Below are 18,009 nucleotides of genomic sequence, written 5' to 3'. Positions count from 1 at the left end.
AAAATTATGAAAAAAATATGAAAAACACGACTCCATAATCAGGAACTAAAATTCGTGATACTAAGTATGTATTAAGCAGAGGTCAGAGCTTCTCAGAAGAAGACTCACGAGTAGGCCTCTTCAGAAAGGTTTTTGATCGATGTCGTACACCAAGCTTCGCCCCCGTGGATTCACGCTCATTGAGCTACTTGTCGTGATTGCCATTATCGCTATCTTAGCCGCAATCCTCTTCCCCGTCTTTGCACAGGCACGCGAGAAGTCACGGAGCGCGAGCTGCCTCTCCAACCAGAAGCAGCTTGGGCTGGCCCTCATGCAGTACATCCAGGACTACGACGAAGCCTACCCCCTCGCGGTGGGCACCTTGGTCACCGGTGCGGTGGTTCGTCCGCAGCACTGGGGCGCGGATCTGATCGGCGGTGTCAATGTCCCTGTCACGATCGTGCCGGCGGGGGTGACAGTGCCCAGCCTCCTCAATCCCTACATCAAGAACGGCCAGCTCATCAACTGCCCCTCTGCCGCGCAGCGCCCGGGCGTGAACACCGCCGCCGTGGGCTACATGCTCAATGACCTGGTTGTCGGACAGTCACAGGCCGTCTTTACCGCGCCCGCCCAGACTGTCTTGACCGCCGAGAGTAGCACCGCAACCGGCTCGCTGCTGGGAACACAGCCCATCAACCAGCTCCGCCTCAATGTCGGGCACGCGGTCAACCGAATCGCCAGCTACAATCTCTCCGGCCAGGGCCCTGCCCCGATCGCAAGCCCCCTCGTGACCATCCCCACCGTGGCTCGTCCTACCAATGTCCTGTTTGACCAGGCCGACCTCGACGATGTCAACCGCCACTCGGGCGGTGGGAACTTCCTCTACGCCGACGGCCACGCCAAGTGGGCCAAGGTCAACACCAATGTCGCAGGGATTCCCCAGGGGGTCTTCTTCCCGCTAGCGGCTCAGGTACGTACCAATGCGATAAACACAAACGGCGGCCCCGTGCTCGACAACACCAACGAGCCGGTTCCCGGTGGCCTGATGTACAACTACCAGGGCACGTTCCACCTCAACTAGCTCCCCTTTAGCTCCTCTTACGACAGGCCCTGCTCCGTGTGGGTAGGGCCTTTGGTATACTCTTGGCAAGATGCCAAGAGCCAAGCTGATCTACGCCGTGGTCGTGCTCCTCGTGACCGGAGCGATCTTGGTGCTAGGCTACTTCCTCCTCACAGAGAAGTGGTTTAGCACCCTGTTTCACGCACTCTTCTCCCTGGCGATCGGAGCGGGACACTACACGGCACTCTGGGTCTGTGCCCGGCTGGGGCTCTCACGGGCCGCGCTCTACGACGAGGTCTGGGAGGCCGCCGGCCCCATCCTACCGTCACCAGGTGTCGTCGAGGTTGCGATCCACCCGCGTGTCTACCAGCTCACCGGCGCGGTCTGTTTTGTCTTTGCCGCGATCTACTTCCTGACCGCACGCACCTCCCCAGGAGGCCATGTGGTCCAGCTCCTGGCAGGCTTTCTGGTCGCGCTGGGGGCGTTTTTGTTTGTCGTGAGCCGTGTCCCCCAGCGACGAGGACGGCTGGATTCCACGGGGGTCACCCTCTACGAGCTGGGCCGAGAGCGACATATCTCCTGGACAGAGCTAGCCCGCGTACGCTTCCGCGGCGAGAAGGATGTCACCGGAAAGCTGACGCGCGGTGTGCTCACTCTCGAAGATCGGATCGGCAAGACCCTGGGCACCCTGCGCTTCTCCTACACCGGGGTGGACTGGGAGCCCTTTGTGGTCGCGCTAAAACGCCGGGTCCTGGCCCGGTGATGCCGGAGACCTGGCCGGTAACTTTTGAGACCGATGTCTGTGTCGTGGGCGGCGGCCCGGCGGGGATCGCGGCAGCACTGAGTGCCGCCCGAAGTGGCGCACGTGTCTTGCTGATCGAGCGAATGGGCTTTCTGGGCGGCTCGGCCACCGCGATGCAGGTGCCCGCCTTCGCCCCCTTCTCCGACCGCACCCGCGCCATTGTCCGCGGGATCGGCTGGGAGGTCCTCACGGAGCACCAGAAGCGCCTAGGTCGCCCCCTCCCTACCCCCGACTCCTACAACGTCCCCCAAGACAAGGGCCGCATGGACTGGGTGCCGCTGGATGTCGAGCTCCTCAAGCGCCTCTACGACGAGCTCTGCGAAGCGGCGGGCGTCACCGTGCTCTTCCATACGTTTGTGGCGGAAACCTCTCCCCTAGCCCCTCTCCCAGGCGCTCGTTCCTCGCTGGGAAAGGGGAACCCGAGTCTGAACCCCCTTCCCCAAGGAGGAACGACTGTCTGGGGGAGGGGGCAGGGGGAGAGGTTAGACAGGTTAACTTCCCTCACCCTCGCCAACAAAGCCGGGCTGTCCCTCGCAAGAGCGAAAGTCTTTATCGATGCCACCGGCGATGGTGATCTGGCCGCCCGCGCGGGGTGTGCCTTCGAGCAGGGCGACGACAACGGCAAGACCCAAGGCATGACGCTCTGCTTCACGGTGGCGGGCGGCTCGCGGACCAAGTACCTGGAGCATGTCTACACCACCGGCGATGGCTATCTGGCAAAGCTGGTTGAGCAGGCAAAGTCAGACGGCACCTGGGAGCTACCCGATAGCTCGCTGGTGGGGATGAGCTTCAAGAGCGAGAGTGTGGCGGGGTGCAACCTGGGCCATGTCTACGGCCACGATGCCACCGACCCGCTCTCGGTGAGCATCGCCGAGCGCGAGGGACGGCGCGTGGTCGAGAAGCTCCTGCGCTTTCTGCGTGCCTATGTCCCCGGCCAGGAGGCAGTCGAGCTGATCTCCAGCGGGCCACACATCGGGGTGCGCGAGTCCCGACGCATTGTGGGAGAGTACACGCTCACCCTCGACGACTACCTCGCGTGCCGGACCTTCCCCGACGATATCGCACGGTGTGCCTACTTTATCGACCTCCACGCGGTCACCACGGAGGCTGCCGCGCGTGCCAAGCAAGTCACCGACGGAGAGAAGCGCTCCTACGCGCTCCCCGCTGGCCAGAGCCACGGGATTCCCTACCGCTGTTTAATCCCCCAGGGCATCGAGAACCTACTTGTGGCCGGCCGTTGCCTCTCTGCTGAGCGCGCGGTCCAGGGTGCCACCCGTGTCATGCCCTACGCCTTCGCCACCGGAGAGGCCGCCGGGCTCGCCGCCGCGCTCAGCCTTGCAGGAAATGGAGCCGTCCGTGCCGTAAACATACCCGAGCTACAGCGCCGCTTGCTCGCCCAAGGGGCTTGGCTCGGGGATGTCGCCGGGGATTGAAAATCCCCGTCTCCGAATTGGGGAGCGTCCCGAGGACGCGGAGAATATCTTGTTTATGCGCCCACGGGGCGCTCCTGATGTTATGCCGGGGATTTCCAATCCCCGAAGGAAAAACCATGCTGGATGCACTGGCGCTGACGATCTTGGAGAACCAAACACTACACCATAAACCCAAGGCAAAGCGGGTGGTGCAACTGTTTATGTCCGGTGCCGCCAGCCAGTGCGACACGTTCGACTACAAGCCGGAGCTCATAAAACGCCGCGGCGAGAAGTTCGATCCGGGCGGAAAAGTGGAGCTGTTCCAGAGCGCGCCAGGGGTGGTGATGCCCTCGCCGTGGGAGTGGAAGCGCTACGGCAAGAGCGGGCGCTGGGTGAGCGGGCTCTTTCCCCACCTCGCGGACTGTGTCGATGACATGGCGTTTCTCTACGCGATGGTCGCCAAGTCCAATGTCCACGGCCCGGCGACTTTTATGCAGAACACGGGCTTTGTGCTACCCGGTTTTCCCAGCATGGGCGCGTGGCTAAGCTATGGCCTCGGCTCGCTCAATGAGAACCTGCCGACCTTTGTAGTGCTCCCCGATAACCGTGGCGTCCCGCCCAACGGCCCGGCGAACTGGGGCGCGGGGTTTCTCCCGGCGACGCACCAGGGGACCGTGGTAAAAGCCGGGGCGAAGACCCCAATCTATGATCTGTTTCCCCCGGAGCGGCCGTATCTGACGCCCCAGAGCGAGCGCGAGAGCCAGGTGCTCCTGCAGAAGCTCAACAAAGAACACCAGGCCACGCGCCCTGGCGACACGCGCCTGAGTGCCCGCCTGCAGTCCTACGCCCTCGCCGCACGGCTCCAGCTCTCCGCGCCCGAGGTGCTCGATATCGCCGGGGAGTCGCCGGAGACCCGCAGGCTCTACGGCATCGACGATCCCATCACGGCCGATCTGGGGCGGCGCTGCCTGACCGCGCGGCGGCTCCTGGAGCGCGGCGTCCGCTTTGTGCAGATCTGGAGCGGCGCGGACAATGGCTTCCCCCGGCGCAACTGGGACTCACACGAGGACCTCGCACGCGACCACGGGATGCTCGGCGCGGAGCTCGACAGGCCCGCCGCTGCGCTCCTCAAGGACCTCAAGGCACGCGGCCTGCTCGACGATACGATCGTGATCTGGACCACGGAGTTCGGGCGGATGCCCTGCAGCCAAGGGGGCAAGGGCCGCGACCATAATCCGGCGGCGTTTACCAGCTGGATGGCCGGCGGCGGGATCAAAGGCGGCGCGAGCTACGGCGAGAGCGATGAGTGGAGCTTCCGCGCCGCCGTGAACCCGACCTACTGCTACGACCAGCACGCCACCGTGCTCCACCTGCTGGGAATCGACCACAAGCGCCTCTCATTCCGGCACAACGGCATCGACCGACGCCTCACCGATGTCCATGGGAACGTCATCACCGAGCTCTTGGCCTAAATAAGATAATATTATCTTATTTAATCTAGCGTAGTTATTGGCTTTGCAAATATGCCATTTTGTGGATTCGTGCGCTCTCTCTAGCTCCTAATATCTGGGGTGACTATTGTTCTGGAGAGAGATATGTACCCCAACGCGGATCCGATTCCCCTCCCCGCCCCCGTCTGGCTGATGAAGGTGCTGAGCCTGCTGACTCTCGCGCTCCACTTCACCGCCCTGATGCTCCTGGTCGGCGGGCTCTTTATGGTGCTCTTGCTGGCGGCAGGCAAGACCGAGGCAGCGAAGAAAGCGGCACTCGCAGTCGCCAAGAAGCTGCCCACCACCATGACCTATGTCATCAACCTGGGAGTGCCGCCCCTGCTCTTTGCCCAGGTGCTCTATGGCCGCGCCCTCTACACCAGTAGTGTCCTCATGGCCGCGATCTGGATCGCCGTGATCCCGCTGGTGATGGGCTGCTACTGGCACCTCTACCGCACCGCCGACCGCTTGGCAAACGGAAAGTCCCCTATAATCACGACTCTGGTCGCGCTGGTGCTGGCGATGTGTGTAGGGCAGATCTACTCGCTCAACATGACCCTGATGCTCCGCCCCGAGGTCTGGCAGGGGATGTACGCCAAGACCGCGACCGGCCTCCAAGTAGCCCCCCACGACCCGACCATGTTCCCCCGCTTTGCCTTCATGATGCTGGGCGGGCTTGCCTTCGGCGGGGTCGGGGCGCTTGTCGTAGCGCTCCAGCGTGGCCTCGACGACGACACCCGCGCCCTGCTTCGGCAAAAAGGCGGCCTGGTGGCGAGCGCCGCGCTGGTTCCCCAAGTTCTGGCAGGCTTCTGGGTCTACAGCCGCCAGCCAGAGGGTGTCCAGCAAGCGCTCCACTCGCCGCTCTATCTCACGGGAGCGGGACTCTTCCTGCTCGGTGGCGTCCTGGCGCTCCTGCTAGCCGCGCTGCATATCGGCGGCAAGAAGCCTCTGTTGCTGACAATCGGAGCCGCCGTGGGAGGCTTTCTGGCCAATGTCGGGGCGGTGATCTACCGCGATGGCATCCGCGACCAGACCCTGCGGCTGAAGGGCTTCGATGTCTGGGACCGGGCCGTGGTGCCCAACTGGGGCGTGATTGGGATTTTCCTAGTGCTGTTTGTGATCGGCCTCGGGCTGGTCGGCTGGCTGGTGCTGGTCGCGGCGCAGGCCAAGACAATTGAGACGAAAGAAGCGGAGGTGGTGGCATGAGTGTCGAGCTCCCGATGAACCCGGCAGAGTCCGAGGACGAGAACGACGAAAAGGGGCTGACCCGTGGCAGCTTTGTGAAGGTGGCGATCGGCGGGATGTGTGTGGGCTACGCTGGGATTATCGGCTACCCGATCTACCGCTACCTGAACTCCCCCGTGGAGAAGTCCGCCGCCATGGCCGCGGTCTCCGAGGTCGCGCTCAAAGATGCCGACAAGCTCCCGCTGGGCACGGCGATGATGTTTCGTTTCGGCCCGCACCCGTCGATGCTGATCCACCACAAGGACGGCTCCTGGGTGGCCCTCGATGCGGTCTGCACGCACCTAGCCTGCACGGTCCAGTACCACCCCGAAGAGGATGCGATTGTCTGTGCCTGCCACGGCGGGCGCTACGACTCCAAGACCGGCGAGAATGTCAGCGGCCCCCCGCCCAAGCCTCTCACCAAGTTTGTCGCAAAAGTCAGCCCCGGCTCCGTGGTGGTGACAAGGGCGTAAATTAGCCCCCCATCCCCCGTCCAACGGGGGGGATACAAGGAAATTCTCCTTCCGATTTATCCCCCCGCCGGGCGGGGGTTAGGGGGCTGGAGAAATTATTATGGTTGGTAACTTAAAACCTGGCTCCAAGCTCTACGAGTGGTTCAACGACCGGCTCGGGCTGGACGAGCTCGTGGCCTTTGCCCAGCACAAGACTGTCCCCGTGCACAAGCACTCGGCGTGGTACTACTGGGGCGGCATCTCGCTGTTCTGCTTCTTAGTCCAGCTCTTTACGGGTGTCTTGTTGCTCATCTACTACCGCCCCGGCCCCGATGCCCATGAGTCCGTGCGGCAGATCACCTACGACATCCACTTTGGCTGGCTGATCCGCTCGGTGCACAACTGGAGCGCCAATGGCTTTCTGCTCTCAGTGTTTGTGCACATGTTCTCGGTGTACTTTATGAAGAGCTACCAGAAGCCGCGCGAGTTCGGCTGGTGGAGTGGCATGGCGCTCCTGATGCTCGGGCTGCTCTTTGGCTTCAGCGGCTACCTGCTGCCCATGGACGACCTGGCGTTCTTTGCGACCAAAGTGGGGCTGGAAATCCCGAACTCCGTCCCCGTGGTAGGCCCGACCATCGCCAGCCTCTTCCGGGGCGGCTCCGAGGTCGGCGAGCAGACCGTCCAGCGCTTCTTCGCGCTCCACGCGGTTGTCCTGCCCCTGCTCTACCTGCCGTTGCTCTTTGTCCACCTCTGGCTGGTGCAGAAGCACGGGATGTCGCTGCCGCCTAGCGAGCAAGAGAAGCCGGTGGCCAAGCTCAAGACCATCCCCTTCTTCCCCAACTTCCTGCTGAAAGACCTGGCGATGTGGCTGATCGCGATGAACGTCATTGCGCTAATGGCCTCGCTCTTTCCCTGGCAGATGGGAAAGGCCGCCGACCCGCTCGCCCCGGCTCCTCCCGGAATCCACCCCGAGTGGTACTTCATGAGCCCCTTCCAGCTCCTGAAGATCATGGGCAACCTCATGCCCGGCGCGCTGGGTGAGGGAGTCGGGATGGGAGTCTTCACGCTGGGGCTGGCGCTCTGGTGCCTGATCCCCCTCTACGACACGAAAAGTGCGGGTGGGAAGCGAGCACGCAACGCGACTTACTTTGGGCTGCTGGCGCTGGGGCTCTACATCGGCACGACTATCTGGGGGTATGTGGGGCTATGAACTATCCTTTCTGGGACGTCCCCTATCTTGGCGGGGCGTGGGTGATCGGCCTGATCGCCATCTTCCATATCATGATCGCGCACTTCGCGGTCGGGGGCGGGCTCTACCTCGCCCTCGCCGAGCACAAGGCGCTGAAAGAGAACCGGCGCGGCTGGCTGCCGCTGATCGAGAAGCACTCGAAGTTCTTTTTGATCCTGACAGGTGTCTTTGGCACGACATCAGGGATCGGCATCTGGTTTGCCATCGGCCTCGTCCACCCCGAGGCGACCAGCACGCTGATCCACAACTTTGTCTTTGGCTGGGCGATTGAGTGGGTGTTCTTTATTATCGAGCTGACGGCGGCGGCGGTCTACTACTACACCTGGAACAAGATCCCGGAGCAGCTGCACCTCAAAGTGGGCTACCTCTATGCTGCGGCATCGTTCTGCACCCTGGTGATCATCAATGGCATCCTGAGCTTCATGCTCACCCCCGGCCAGACCTGGCTCTCGGTGGCAGGCACGGGGCAGGAGGCGAGCAAGTTCTGGTTTGCCTTCTTCAACCCGACCTACTGGCCCAGCGCCGTCTTGCGCGTTCTGTCTTGCGCGTCGATGGCCGGTGTCTGGGCCCTGGTGACCCTCTCCCGGCACCCGGAGGACGAAGAGCCCGCCGAGCAGAAGATCCGCATCTCCCTCACCCGCTGGAGCGCGACCTGGATCACGCCGATGTTCGTGCTGATGCCGCTGGTCTTTCTCTGGTACCTCGCCATGGTTCCCAGCGACCACCGCGCCCTGCTCTCGCTCGGAATGACCACGATCGGCTCGGGGGCGTTTACGCAGATCACGCGCATCGGGCTGCTGATGGTGATGACCAGCGGGACAATCGCCGGCGTGGTCTACTTCTTTGCCTACAAGTCGCCCAAGGACTTCTCGTTTGGCCACGCGATCTCGGTGCTCTGCCTGGCGCTCGCCGCGACGGCATCCGGGGAGTACGGCCGCGAGGCGCTGCGCAAGCCCTTTGTGATCGGGGGGCACATGTACTCCAATAGCATCCGCAAGTCCGAGATCGCGAAGCTCAATAGCGAGGGCTACCTGACACACTCGATCTGGGCGCAAGAGGCGAAGGCCTCGGGCGACCCGAAGGCGATTGGGAAGCTGGTCTTCCGGGGGCAGTGCATGAGCTGCCACACGGAGAGCGGCTACCGCTCGATGCGTCGGCTACTGGGAGAGCGCGACCTCAAGGGGATCAACAACCTCCTCAAGACGCTCCACGAGCAAAAGCCCGACTCGCCCTATCGCTTCTACATGCCGCCTCTGGTAGGCACCGACGACGAGCGAGACGCGCTGGCGCAGTACCTCACGACCCTGGCGACCCCGCCGGAGGTCAAGACAAAGGTCGCGGCGAAGTAGCTGTCGCCCCCCCCCGCCCCAGGCTCCCCCCGGAGCCTGGGGCTGTTTTTTTTCCGCCACGGAGATCGAGAAGTCAAGAGCGCCCAGACAACGAGTGTCCGGGCTTAAGAGGGCGACGGGCACCTTCGTGCCCAACAGATTCGGTTGGCTGCGTTTCGTATTTGTTGGCTGCGAAGGCAGCCGTAGCCCTATTAAGCCCGAGGACTCGTTCCTCGGGTAACGCGTGGTTCCGGACATGTGGGAAAGAGGTACAATTGCCGCATGAGACGACCTGTACTCCTAGGAATCGGGGCGCTGGGAAGCCTGGTCGGGGGAGCCCTGCTCCCCCTGCGGGCGCAGGACACCACGCCCCCCGCGCCTGCCGTGCGGCCCGCGCTCGCAGGCAACCGTGGCCCCTATGAAGTGGCCTTCACGCCGGATGGGACGCTGGCGCTGGTGACGGAGTACGACGAAGGCGCGCTCGCGGTGATCGAGCGGGCGACGGGGAGAGTTCTCCGGCACATTCCGACCGGCGGAACACAGCCCACGGGCGTGGCGGTCACCCCCGACGGTGCGCTCGCGCTGGTCACCAATAGCTTCAGCGGCTCGCTCGCCTTTATCGATCTCAAGACCGGCAAGACCGAGACGCTCCCCCTGCGCGGGATGCCCTGGGATGTGGTAATCACCCCCGACGGCAAGCGCGCTTTTGTCTCCGTGAGCCAGCTCGACCACGTGGCGGTGCTGGAGCTCGCGACGCGGAAAATCACGGCGACTCTTCCCACGGGGCACCGCCCCCAAGCACTCGCCCTCACCCCCGATGGCAGCACGCTGGTCGCGGCCAACCTCACTGCAGGGACCGTGAGCTACTTCGACACCGAGAGCCTCGCGGCGCGGGGCACGGCCAAGGTGCCGTCGGTGAACCTGCGTGGGGTGGCGGCCTTCCCCGACGGTCGCCGGGTCTTTGCGGTCGGGCAGCGCGCCCAGAACGAGCGGCCCACGGAGACCCCTATCGGAATCTGGTCCAACCAGGCGTTTGTGCAGGCACCCGGCGGCCCACGCAATGGGATCGAGAACCTCTGGCTGGATCTCATGGGCACCGATGTCTCCGACCCGGACTCGGTGGTCCTCGACGCGCGACAAGAGCTCGCCTATGTCACCTGTAGCGGCGGCAATAGTGTCAATGTGGTCCCCGTCGATGGCGAGGGAGAGACACGCACGGTCTCGGAGATCGGGGCGCACCCACGTGGCCTCGCCTTCACCCCAAATAAGAAAGAGATCTGGGTCGCGAACTTACTCGGCAACGACCTGGCCGTCCTCGACCCCGTGACACTCCAGATCCTCCGCCGGGTCTCGCTGGGCCCGACCGCGCGCAAAGACCCCCAGCTCCTGGGCCGCTACCTCTTTGCCAGCGCGAAGATTGTCAAGGGCGAGCAGTTTAGCTGCAACTCCTGCCACCCTGATGGCGGCACGGATGGCATCTCCTGGAAGTTTGTCCATGTCCCCGATGCCCTCGGCAAGCAGACCGACCGCAACGCCAAGGCGCTCCGCGGCAACCTCGCCGGCAGCGCGCCCTACCGCTGGAGTGGCCATGAGCCGACGATCCAGCACTTTGTTGAGGGCGAGCTAAAAGGTCTCTTGCAGACTCCCATGGTCACCGAAGCCGAGAAAGCCGCCTTGATCGACTATGTCGGCGCGATTCCCGAGCCCCCGAATCCCTACCGGAATCCGGATGGGACGCACACTCCTGCGGCACTTCGGGGTAAACTACTCTTTGAAGGAAAAGCCGCCTGCGCCACGTGCCACGCGGGGCCACGGTTCGGGGGCCAGCGCCAGGCCTGGATCGGCACGACACCCGAGGGAGTCTTCCTTCAAGTGCCGCGCCTCAAGGGGGTCTACGACACCGCACCCTATCTGCACAATGGGAAGGCCGCCACCCTGGAGGAGGTATTTTCGCAACAAAATGCGAACAACCTTCATGGAAAGATAGAGCTTCTCTCTGTAGAGGAGCGAGTCGATCTGTTGCACTATGTTCGAGAACTCTAACGTTATCTTAAGGAACTGAAAAGCATGAATCTGAAGTTTGGTCTAGTCGCCGCCGCCAGCCTGCTGGCGGTCGCAGCCTTCGCTGCAATCGAGTCCGGCCTCAAGCCGGGTGCCCAGCCCAGCCCGTTCCAGGTTGTCGATGTCACCGGCCCCAACAAGGGCAAGGAGCTCTGCTACCGCTGCCAGTACGGCGGCTCGCCCGTGCTCGCGGCATTTGTCAAGAACGACCCTGCCAAGGCCGGCCAGCTCCTCACCGACCTGCAAAAAGTGGTCGATGCCCGCAAAGAGAAGGGTCTCAAGAGCTTCGCGGTCTTCATGAGCGGCCCCGAGGCCAAGGTGGCTATCCAGAAGATCGCCGCTGAGAAGAAGATCACCATCCCGCTGGTCTTCCTTCCCCAGGGTGCTCAGGCCCAGGACATCGCCTCCTACAAGATCAGCCCTGAGGCCACCAACACCGTGATCCTGTGGCGCGCCTCCCGTGTCCGCAGCAACTTCGTGGACGTGGACACGGCCAAGGTCGCCGAGGTCGCCAAGGCCGCCGACGCGATGCTCCAGTAGCTCGTCCCCGTCTTTGATCGCCCCCGTGAGAGGGGGGCGTCTTGCTATCCTCGTGCCTCGGACACAAAGGCCTCCGGCCATTCCCCTTCGCGAAGCCGGAGGGGTCGGCGGTGGTGCCGCCGGGGGAGGTAGAAAGCAGGAGACCTGCCGCACTATCGGGAATAAACTCCCATGGTGCGGCATTTTCTTTGCGGCGTTTTGCTGGCCCTGGGCACGGTAGCCCACGCCCAGCCCCCATCACAGCCCACAGCGGCGGCGATCCTCAAGGCGCGCTGCCTCTCCTGCCACGGCCCTGAGCAGGCAGCGGCGGGTGTCCGTTTTGACAAGCCCCTCACCGCAGCACTAGCGAAGAAAGTCCTTACCGCCGTCGCCTACGACAGCACGATCAAGATGCCCCCGAGCGGCAAGCTCGCCCCAAACGAGCTCGCGCCCCTCACCGCCTGGGCACGCACCACCCAGCCCGAAAAGCCCCACTGGGCATTCTCCCCCCTAACCCCCGCCCCGCGGGGGGACAATAAGGAACTCCCAAACCGCATATCTCCCCCGCCCGGCGGGGGGTGGGGGGCTGGCTTTGTCGACCACTATCTCCTCGCCAAGCTCCAGGCCAAGGGCCTGCACTTCTCGCCTGAGGCCGACCGTCGCACACTCATCCGCCGCCTGAGCTTTGACCTGACCGGTCTGCCGCCCACGCCTGCCGAGATCGCGGCGTTTGTGAGCGACAAGCGCCCCGATGCGTATGAAAAACTCGTGGATCGCTTGCTGGCATCGCCGGGCTATGGCGAGCGCTGGGGGCGCAAGTGGCTCGATCTGGTCCACTACGGCGACACCCACGGCTACGACAAGGACAAGCGCCGGGACAATGCCTGGCCCTACCGGGACTGGGTGATCGGAGCACTCAACAAAGACCTGCCCTATTCGCAGTTTGTGCAGCAACAAGTGGCCGGCGATGTGCTCACGCCCAGCGACCCCAGCGGGATTGTGGCGACCGGCTTTCTGGTGGCGGGACCGTGGGACTTTGTCGGGCAGGCAGAATTAAGAGAAGGCACCGTCGATAAAGAGAAGACACGGGCTCTGGACCGCGATGATATCGTCACCAATGTCATGGCGACCTTTAACAGCGTTACGGTCCACTGCGCCCGCTGCCATGACCACAAGTTCGACCCGATCCCACAGAAGGACTACTATAGGCTCCAGGCAGTTTTTTCTGGGATAGAGCGGGGTGACCGGACCTATGCGGAGGGCGAGCAGCCCACTCCGGGGAGCCCCAGCAACGGCTACCACAGCGCGATTGAGAAAACAGCGGAGGTCGAGAAGTGGGTGCAGCTCAGCCTGCCCAAGCCCCAGCCGCTCGACACGCTCCGCCTGCTGCCCGCACGCCCCACGGACTTTGCAGACACCCCCGGCTTTGGCTTCCCGGTGCGCTTCAAGATCGAGGTCGACGGTGTCGTGGTGGACGATCAGACCACGGCGGACTTTCCCAACCCCGGCAACGCGCCCTACGAGATCAAGCTGGCGGGCAAGGTAGGGCGGGTGGTTCGGATCACCGCCACCAAGCTCTGGCCGCGCACGGGTGACTTTGTCTTCGCCCTCGCCGAGGTGCAGCTTCTCTCGGGGGGGAAGAATCTCGGGCGGACGGCAACGGTCAGCGCGCGGGACAGTATCCAAGCCGGGCGGTGGAGCACTGCCTTCCTCAACGATGGCTTCGATAGCCGCAGCGGCTTTGGCAAGCTCACCTACGCCGCCCTGCCCCACGCGCCACGGACGATCTCCCTCCTCAACCGGGGCGAGGTCGAGAGCCCCAAGGAAGCGGTCGGGCCAGGGGCACTCTTTGGCACGGTCTTCCCCGACACGCCCGACGAAGGCGCACGCCGGGCGGCGCTGGCACGCTGGCTGACAAGCAAGGACAACGCGCTGACCTGGCGCAGTATTGTCAACCGGGTCTGGCAGGGGCACTTTGGGCGCGGGATTGTCGAGACCCTGAGCGACTTTGGCAGGAACGGCGCCGAGCCCACGCACCCGGAGCTGCTCGATGCCCTCGCCCTCTGGTTCCGCGACAATGGGCAATCCCTCAAAAAACTCCATCGGCTGATTGTCACCAGCCGTGCCTACAAGCAGAGTGTCGCTACCAACCCCAAGGCCGAGCTGCTCGACACCGACAACCACCTGCTCTGGCGGCAGAACCGGCGGCGGCTTGAGGCAGAAGAGGTGCGCGACAGCGTCCTGGCGGTCAGCGGCGCACTGGACCGGAGAGCGGGCGGCCCCGGCTTTGCCCTCTTTGCCTTCAAAGACGACCACTCACCCATCTACGACCACACCGACCTCGCCCATATCACCGACCCCGCGACCTTCCGCCGGACGGTCTATCGTTTTACCGTGCGCAGTGTCCCCAACCCGCTCCTCGACTGCCTGGACTGCGCCGACCCGAGCATCAACACGCCGGTCCGCAACACCACCCTCACGGCCCTGCAGAGCCTCGCGCTCCTCAACGATCCGTTTCTCATTGACCAATCGGAGCGTTTCGCCAAACGCCTCGCCACGCTCCCCAAAAACCAGCAAGTGACGGAGGCGTTTCGGCTCGCGCTAGGCCGCTCTCCCCGCCCCACCGAGCACGCCCAGACACTCGCCTTTGTCCAGAAAAACGGCCTAGAGAACCTCTGCCGCCTGCTCTTCAACACCAGCGAGTTTGTCTTCGTGGACTAGCGTTTCGCCCCCGTGAGAGGGAGGCCACCCAGAGGGCACCCGCGGGCGTCGCAAGCTCAGCCGCAAAGGCCTTCGGCCATCAGAAAGCCTCTGAGTTTTTTTATGGCCGAAGGCCTTCCCAGCCGAGGGACGAGGCTCGTTGACGCCCCGCTCTAACCGTGGCGAAGTGCCAAGTGCTCGCAGATCGCGCTCCAGAGGGGAAGGAGCGCGATGTGCCCCGTGCCTGCAAACTGGGCATCCCCCACCTCAATCACGGTCCATGCGCCGCGCTCTTGCTGGCCGATATCGACGATCACAAAGGGAATCCCGCCGCGGCGAGCCGCCTCTTTGGCAAGAGAGAGCATCGTCGCTTCTTCGTCGGGGGTGAGTACCGCCAAGGGATCGTCGCCGTCCCAGTAGTACCCAAACGCCAGCACGACCTCACCAAAGAGAAAGACACGGTACTCGCGGCCCAGGGGAAAGCCTTCGTCGCTGACCCGTGTGTGGCGCAGGGCGGCGAGCTGCCGGACGATCACTTTTCCTCGGGAGCGGTAGGGCAGGGCAAAGAGCTCAGTGACCAGGCTCTGGAGCTCGCTCCGGTTGGTCGCCACACATGCCTTCCAGCCCTCGGCCTTGCGCGAGCGGGTCGCGCCGCGCACGAAGACCGGGTAGCCCAGCGCCTCTTCAGCGGCTTGCCAGTCCTCCGCGCGGGTGAGGGTCACACTCTTGGGGGTGATGCCCACAAGGCGCTCGTAGGCCCGGTCAAACTCCAGCGCAATCGCGTGCTCGTCGGGGGTGTTGGGCAGCCAGATATCTTTGCGCGCTAGCTCGTCGTAGATTGCGGTGTAGCGCTCCAAGCTCGGGATAAAGCCGCACCAGATACCCCGTGTCGGCGACTTCTGCACCGGGACATGCCAGAGCGCGTTTTCGGCGGTCTCACACTGGCTAAAGTCCTTGGGAATCGTGTAGATGCGGCACCCGGCAAGCCTCGCGGCCTCGGTCATCTCGACGTTGTCGCGCGCACCGGGGGTCGTGGCGGTCTCGTGGAGGAGGGCCTCGCTCAGGACGATCATCGGGCTCTACAGGAGCGGCGTGCCGCGCTTGCAGAGCTGAAGCGCGAGGCCCCAGGGGTCGCGGAGCATGGTGAGCTGGGAGCCATCGGGGAGGCGCACCTCCGACGCGTAAGTAGCGCCCGCAGCCTCCAGCCGCGCCCGGTCCGCATCAGGATTTTCGGAGACCAGGGCGATATGGACAATCAGCGGATCGAGGCTCGCGTAGTCGGGCACTTGGTCGGGCGGGTTGTTGTAGATCTCCACCACGCTGAGGCCGCTCTCATCGGCGAGGAAGTGGGTCTGGGTGGCGTTGTCCACATGGCGGACGATCCGAAAGCCGAGGTTCTCCACGTACCAGGCGGCCATCGCGACCGGCTCGGCGACATTGAGGGCAAAGTGTTCGATGCGCATGCCTCTATTCTACAGCCCTTGTACCAGCCCGAAGTACTGTCGCAAAAAGAAAATCCCACCCACCACCACCGCGAGAAAGGCAACGAGCAGCCCCAGCAAGAGTTTCTTTGACATTCGCCAAGTATAGCCCACTTCCTTATGAGACAAATGCGAAACATGCAAACTTCAAAATAAAGACCACAAAACTCCCATACTCCTATTTATGACCTCAGTATAAATATCTCCACAAGACAAATCACCAATTCTATTAAATACCATTAACACCATCTTAGTGGCAAGACAGGTCCATTTCAGGATATACTATATGCATAGTGACCTGAGAAACCCAGGAAACGAACCTCAAAACGATCCCTTCCCTGCGAAGCGTGATCGTTTTTTTATTTGCTGTACTCCGTCAGGATCTTCTCCGTCTTTGCCTCCACCAGCCGATGGTGGAGCTTGCGGGCCTCGTGGTTGTCGCGGGTGGTCTTGGAGAGGGTGATCGTGGCGCTGACCGTGAAAAAGAGCCCCATCCCGAGATACCCCTTGATCCAGAGCGGGTCAGGCAGCAGCCAGATTCCCACCGTCATTGCCAAAAGCGCGATCGCAAAAGCGGCGTGGACAAAGAAAATCCAGCTCGCCGAGTCTTCTTGTAGTCGTGGTTCCATGGCTCTATTGTCGCGCAGGGGCCGCATCCCCCACCTGAGCCAGAAGCCTCATTCCCAGGGTGGCGTCGTCCCGGATTCTCTAGGACTGTGCGCGGGCAGGCGCACCTGGTAGCGCATGGAGAGCAGGCGCACCAGAAAGGTCACCAGCGCCCCAACACTCAGAAGCACGTTGCTGGGCAGTGGTGTAAAGTGCAGGGCGTAGACCGCGAGGCTCCCGAGAATGGCGGCGCTGGCGTAGAGCGCCCCTGGCAGGAAAATTCCGGGGATCTCCCGCGCCAGAATGTCCCGAATCACCCCGCCCCCGACCCCGGAGACCGTCCCCACAAACACCACCCCGAGCGGCCCCAGTCCCAGCTCAAGCCCCCGCAGCGCCGCCGATGCCGAGAAGAGCGCCAGGCCCGCCGCATCCAGGATATCGAGCTCGCTCTTGCGCTTATCGAGGCGCCGGAAGAAGAGAAATGCCAGTAGGCTCCCCGTCAGCGCCGCCCAGAGCAAGCGCTCGTCGCGGAACCACTGCGGCGGGGTCTGCCCGGTGAGCACATCGCGCAGGGAGCCCCCACCCACCGCCGTCACGCAGCCCAGCACAAAGACTCCCAGCAGGTCAAAGCCCTTGCGGACCCCCACCCGCGCCCCCGAGGCCGCAAAGAGCGCCGTTCCCAGCAGTGTCGCCAGCTCCGTCCATGCCATTGCCTCTATTGTACTCGCCGCCCAGGACCCGCGGCGGCACCCTCAATTTCCGCCTTCATAGATAGAGACAAATCAGAGACACCTTTCTAGGGATTACTTAGGAAAAACTCAAGATTGTATTAGCTAAAAAGAAGATCCTCTAGCTAAATCTATCGTCATTTCTCTCTTTATACCGAGCTCTCTTCCTTATCTCTTAGTGGCGCGACGGGGCCATTTCGGGATATACTATATCCATAGTGACCTGGAAAACCCAGGAAACGAACCCCGACGATCCCTTCAAAGCGAAGTGTGATCGTCATTTTTGTTTGTCTCCCTCCCCTTCTATTTCTATGCAAACTCCCCTTCCTATCCCCCGTGTCGGTGTGGCGGTCTTGCTGCTGCGTGCGGGGAAGCTCCTCCTCGGCCAGCGCGTCGGCACGCACGGAGCCGGCACGTGGGCGCCGCCGGGGGGCTACCTGGAGTTTGGTGAGTCGCTCGAAACCTGCGCCCGCCGCGAGGTGCTCGAAGAGACAGGCTTGGTAATCGACACGGTGCGCCCCGGCCCGTACACCAACACAGTCTTTCCCAGCGAGGGCAAGCACTCCGTCACGCTCTTTCTCCTCGCCGACTGCCCCGAGTCGCTGGGCGCGCCCGAGCGCCGCGAGCCCGACAAGTGCCTCGGCTGGAGCTGGCACGCCTGGGACAACTTCCCCGAGCCGCTCTTCGCCACGCTAGCTCAGCTCCGAGAGAGTGGTTTTGTGCCGAAATAGCGCCCGCATTTGATTCGCCCAATGAAATTAGGCGTCTGAGTAGCCTTCGGCTGCAAAGCCCGTTCCGGGCTACCGAGTCGGTTCCCCAGCCCGGAACGGGCTTTGCAGCCGAAGGCTACTGCAGACGCCGGTTTCCAACCGGCGGCAATTTAGAGATAATTCCGAGACAGATATATCCATATATGGA

At 63.1% G+C, this 18,009-nt stretch carries 16 protein-coding genes; 12 read left to right on the top strand and 4 right to left on the bottom strand.

Annotation, left to right across the window (positions count from 1 at the left end; translation table 11 throughout):
- Positions 1-139: 139 nt before the first annotated feature.
- The 11 genes from HNQ39_RS08035 to HNQ39_RS07985 all read left to right on the top strand — a co-directional run bounded on the left by HNQ39_RS08035 (position 140) and on the right by HNQ39_RS07985 (position 14,297).
- A complete protein-coding gene (locus HNQ39_RS08035) occupies positions 140-1,060 on the top strand; it encodes a prepilin-type N-terminal cleavage/methylation domain-containing protein (RefSeq protein ID WP_184193662.1) in 921 nt (306 codons plus the stop codon).
- Positions 1,061-1,130: 70 nt separating this feature from the next.
- Complete coding sequence (locus HNQ39_RS08030) at positions 1,131-1,802, top strand: hypothetical protein (protein ID WP_184193658.1); 672 nt, start codon at positions 1,131-1,133, stop codon at positions 1,800-1,802.
- Positions 1,802-3,274, top strand: a complete 1,473-nt coding sequence (locus tag HNQ39_RS08025) for an FAD-dependent oxidoreductase (protein WP_184193656.1) — start codon at positions 1,802-1,804, stop codon at positions 3,272-3,274. The genes HNQ39_RS08030 and HNQ39_RS08025 overlap by 1 nt, the downstream gene beginning before the upstream one ends.
- Before the next feature lie 116 nt (positions 3,275-3,390).
- Positions 3,391-4,725, top strand: a complete 1,335-nt coding sequence (locus HNQ39_RS08020) for a DUF1501 domain-containing protein (protein WP_221289922.1) — start codon at positions 3,391-3,393, stop codon at positions 4,723-4,725.
- A gap of 123 nt (positions 4,726-4,848) precedes the next feature.
- Entirely contained in the window at positions 4,849-5,949 is a 1,101-nt protein-coding gene (locus HNQ39_RS08015; RefSeq protein ID WP_184193650.1) for a hypothetical protein, read from the top strand.
- Positions 5,946-6,440 (top strand): QcrA and Rieske domain-containing protein, encoded by a 495-nt coding sequence (locus HNQ39_RS08010; RefSeq protein ID WP_184193647.1) that lies wholly within the window; start codon positions 5,946-5,948, stop codon positions 6,438-6,440. Before HNQ39_RS08015 ends, HNQ39_RS08010 begins: the two co-directional genes overlap by 4 nt.
- Positions 6,441-6,540: 100 nt before the next feature.
- The gene (locus HNQ39_RS08005) at positions 6,541-7,629 is read left to right on the top strand and encodes a cytochrome b (protein WP_184193644.1); all 1,089 of its coding nucleotides are present in this window, start codon (positions 6,541-6,543) and stop codon (positions 7,627-7,629) included.
- The gene (locus HNQ39_RS08000; RefSeq protein WP_184193641.1) at positions 7,626-9,017 is read left to right on the top strand and encodes a cytochrome ubiquinol oxidase subunit I; all 1,392 of its coding nucleotides are present in this window, start codon (positions 7,626-7,628) and stop codon (positions 9,015-9,017) included. The genes HNQ39_RS08005 and HNQ39_RS08000 overlap by 4 nt, the downstream gene beginning before the upstream one ends.
- A 261-nt stretch (positions 9,018-9,278) precedes the next feature.
- Positions 9,279-11,039, top strand: a complete 1,761-nt coding sequence (locus HNQ39_RS07995) for a YncE family protein (protein WP_184193638.1) — start codon at positions 9,279-9,281, stop codon at positions 11,037-11,039.
- A gap of 24 nt (positions 11,040-11,063) precedes the next feature.
- Positions 11,064-11,597: a hypothetical protein gene (locus HNQ39_RS07990; RefSeq protein WP_184193635.1), complete on the top strand. Its 534-nt coding sequence runs from the start codon at positions 11,064-11,066 to the stop codon at positions 11,595-11,597.
- Between the two features lie 174 nt (positions 11,598-11,771).
- Positions 11,772-14,297 (top strand): DUF1553 domain-containing protein, encoded by a 2,526-nt coding sequence (locus HNQ39_RS07985; RefSeq protein WP_221289920.1) that lies wholly within the window; start codon positions 11,772-11,774, stop codon positions 14,295-14,297.
- 152 nt (positions 14,298-14,449) lie between these two features.
- Here the strand turns inward: HNQ39_RS07985 and HNQ39_RS07980 are convergent, their stop codons facing one another.
- The 4 genes from HNQ39_RS07980 to HNQ39_RS07965 all read right to left on the bottom strand — a co-directional run bounded on the left by HNQ39_RS07980 (position 14,450) and on the right by HNQ39_RS07965 (position 17,073).
- A complete protein-coding gene (locus HNQ39_RS07980; protein ID WP_184193629.1) occupies positions 14,450-15,349 on the bottom strand; it encodes an ATP-grasp domain-containing protein in 900 nt (299 codons plus the stop codon).
- 6 nt (positions 15,350-15,355) lie between these two features.
- The gene (locus HNQ39_RS07975) at positions 15,356-15,739 is read right to left on the bottom strand and encodes a VOC family protein (protein ID WP_184193626.1); all 384 of its coding nucleotides are present in this window, start codon (positions 15,737-15,739) and stop codon (positions 15,356-15,358) included.
- A 377-nt stretch (positions 15,740-16,116) separates the two neighbouring features.
- Positions 16,117-16,386 (bottom strand): YiaA/YiaB family inner membrane protein, encoded by a 270-nt coding sequence (locus HNQ39_RS07970; RefSeq protein WP_184193623.1) that lies wholly within the window; start codon positions 16,384-16,386, stop codon positions 16,117-16,119.
- Between the two features lie 48 nt (positions 16,387-16,434).
- Entirely contained in the window at positions 16,435-17,073 is a 639-nt protein-coding gene (locus tag HNQ39_RS07965; RefSeq protein ID WP_184193620.1) for a trimeric intracellular cation channel family protein, read from the bottom strand.
- Between the two features lie 329 nt (positions 17,074-17,402).
- On the opposite strand from HNQ39_RS07965, the gene HNQ39_RS07960 reads away from it, so the two are divergent.
- Complete coding sequence (locus tag HNQ39_RS07960) at positions 17,403-17,822, top strand: nucleotide triphosphate diphosphatase NUDT15 (protein WP_184193617.1); 420 nt, start codon at positions 17,403-17,405, stop codon at positions 17,820-17,822.
- Positions 17,823-18,009: the final 187 nt, after the last annotated feature.

It is taken from the genome of Armatimonas rosea (assembly GCF_014202505.1).
Taxonomy (GTDB): domain Bacteria; phylum Armatimonadota; class Armatimonadia; order Armatimonadales; family Armatimonadaceae; genus Armatimonas; species Armatimonas rosea.
The sequence above is the reverse complement of the archived record's forward strand: the minus strand, read 5'-3'. Positions and strand labels throughout refer to the sequence as shown.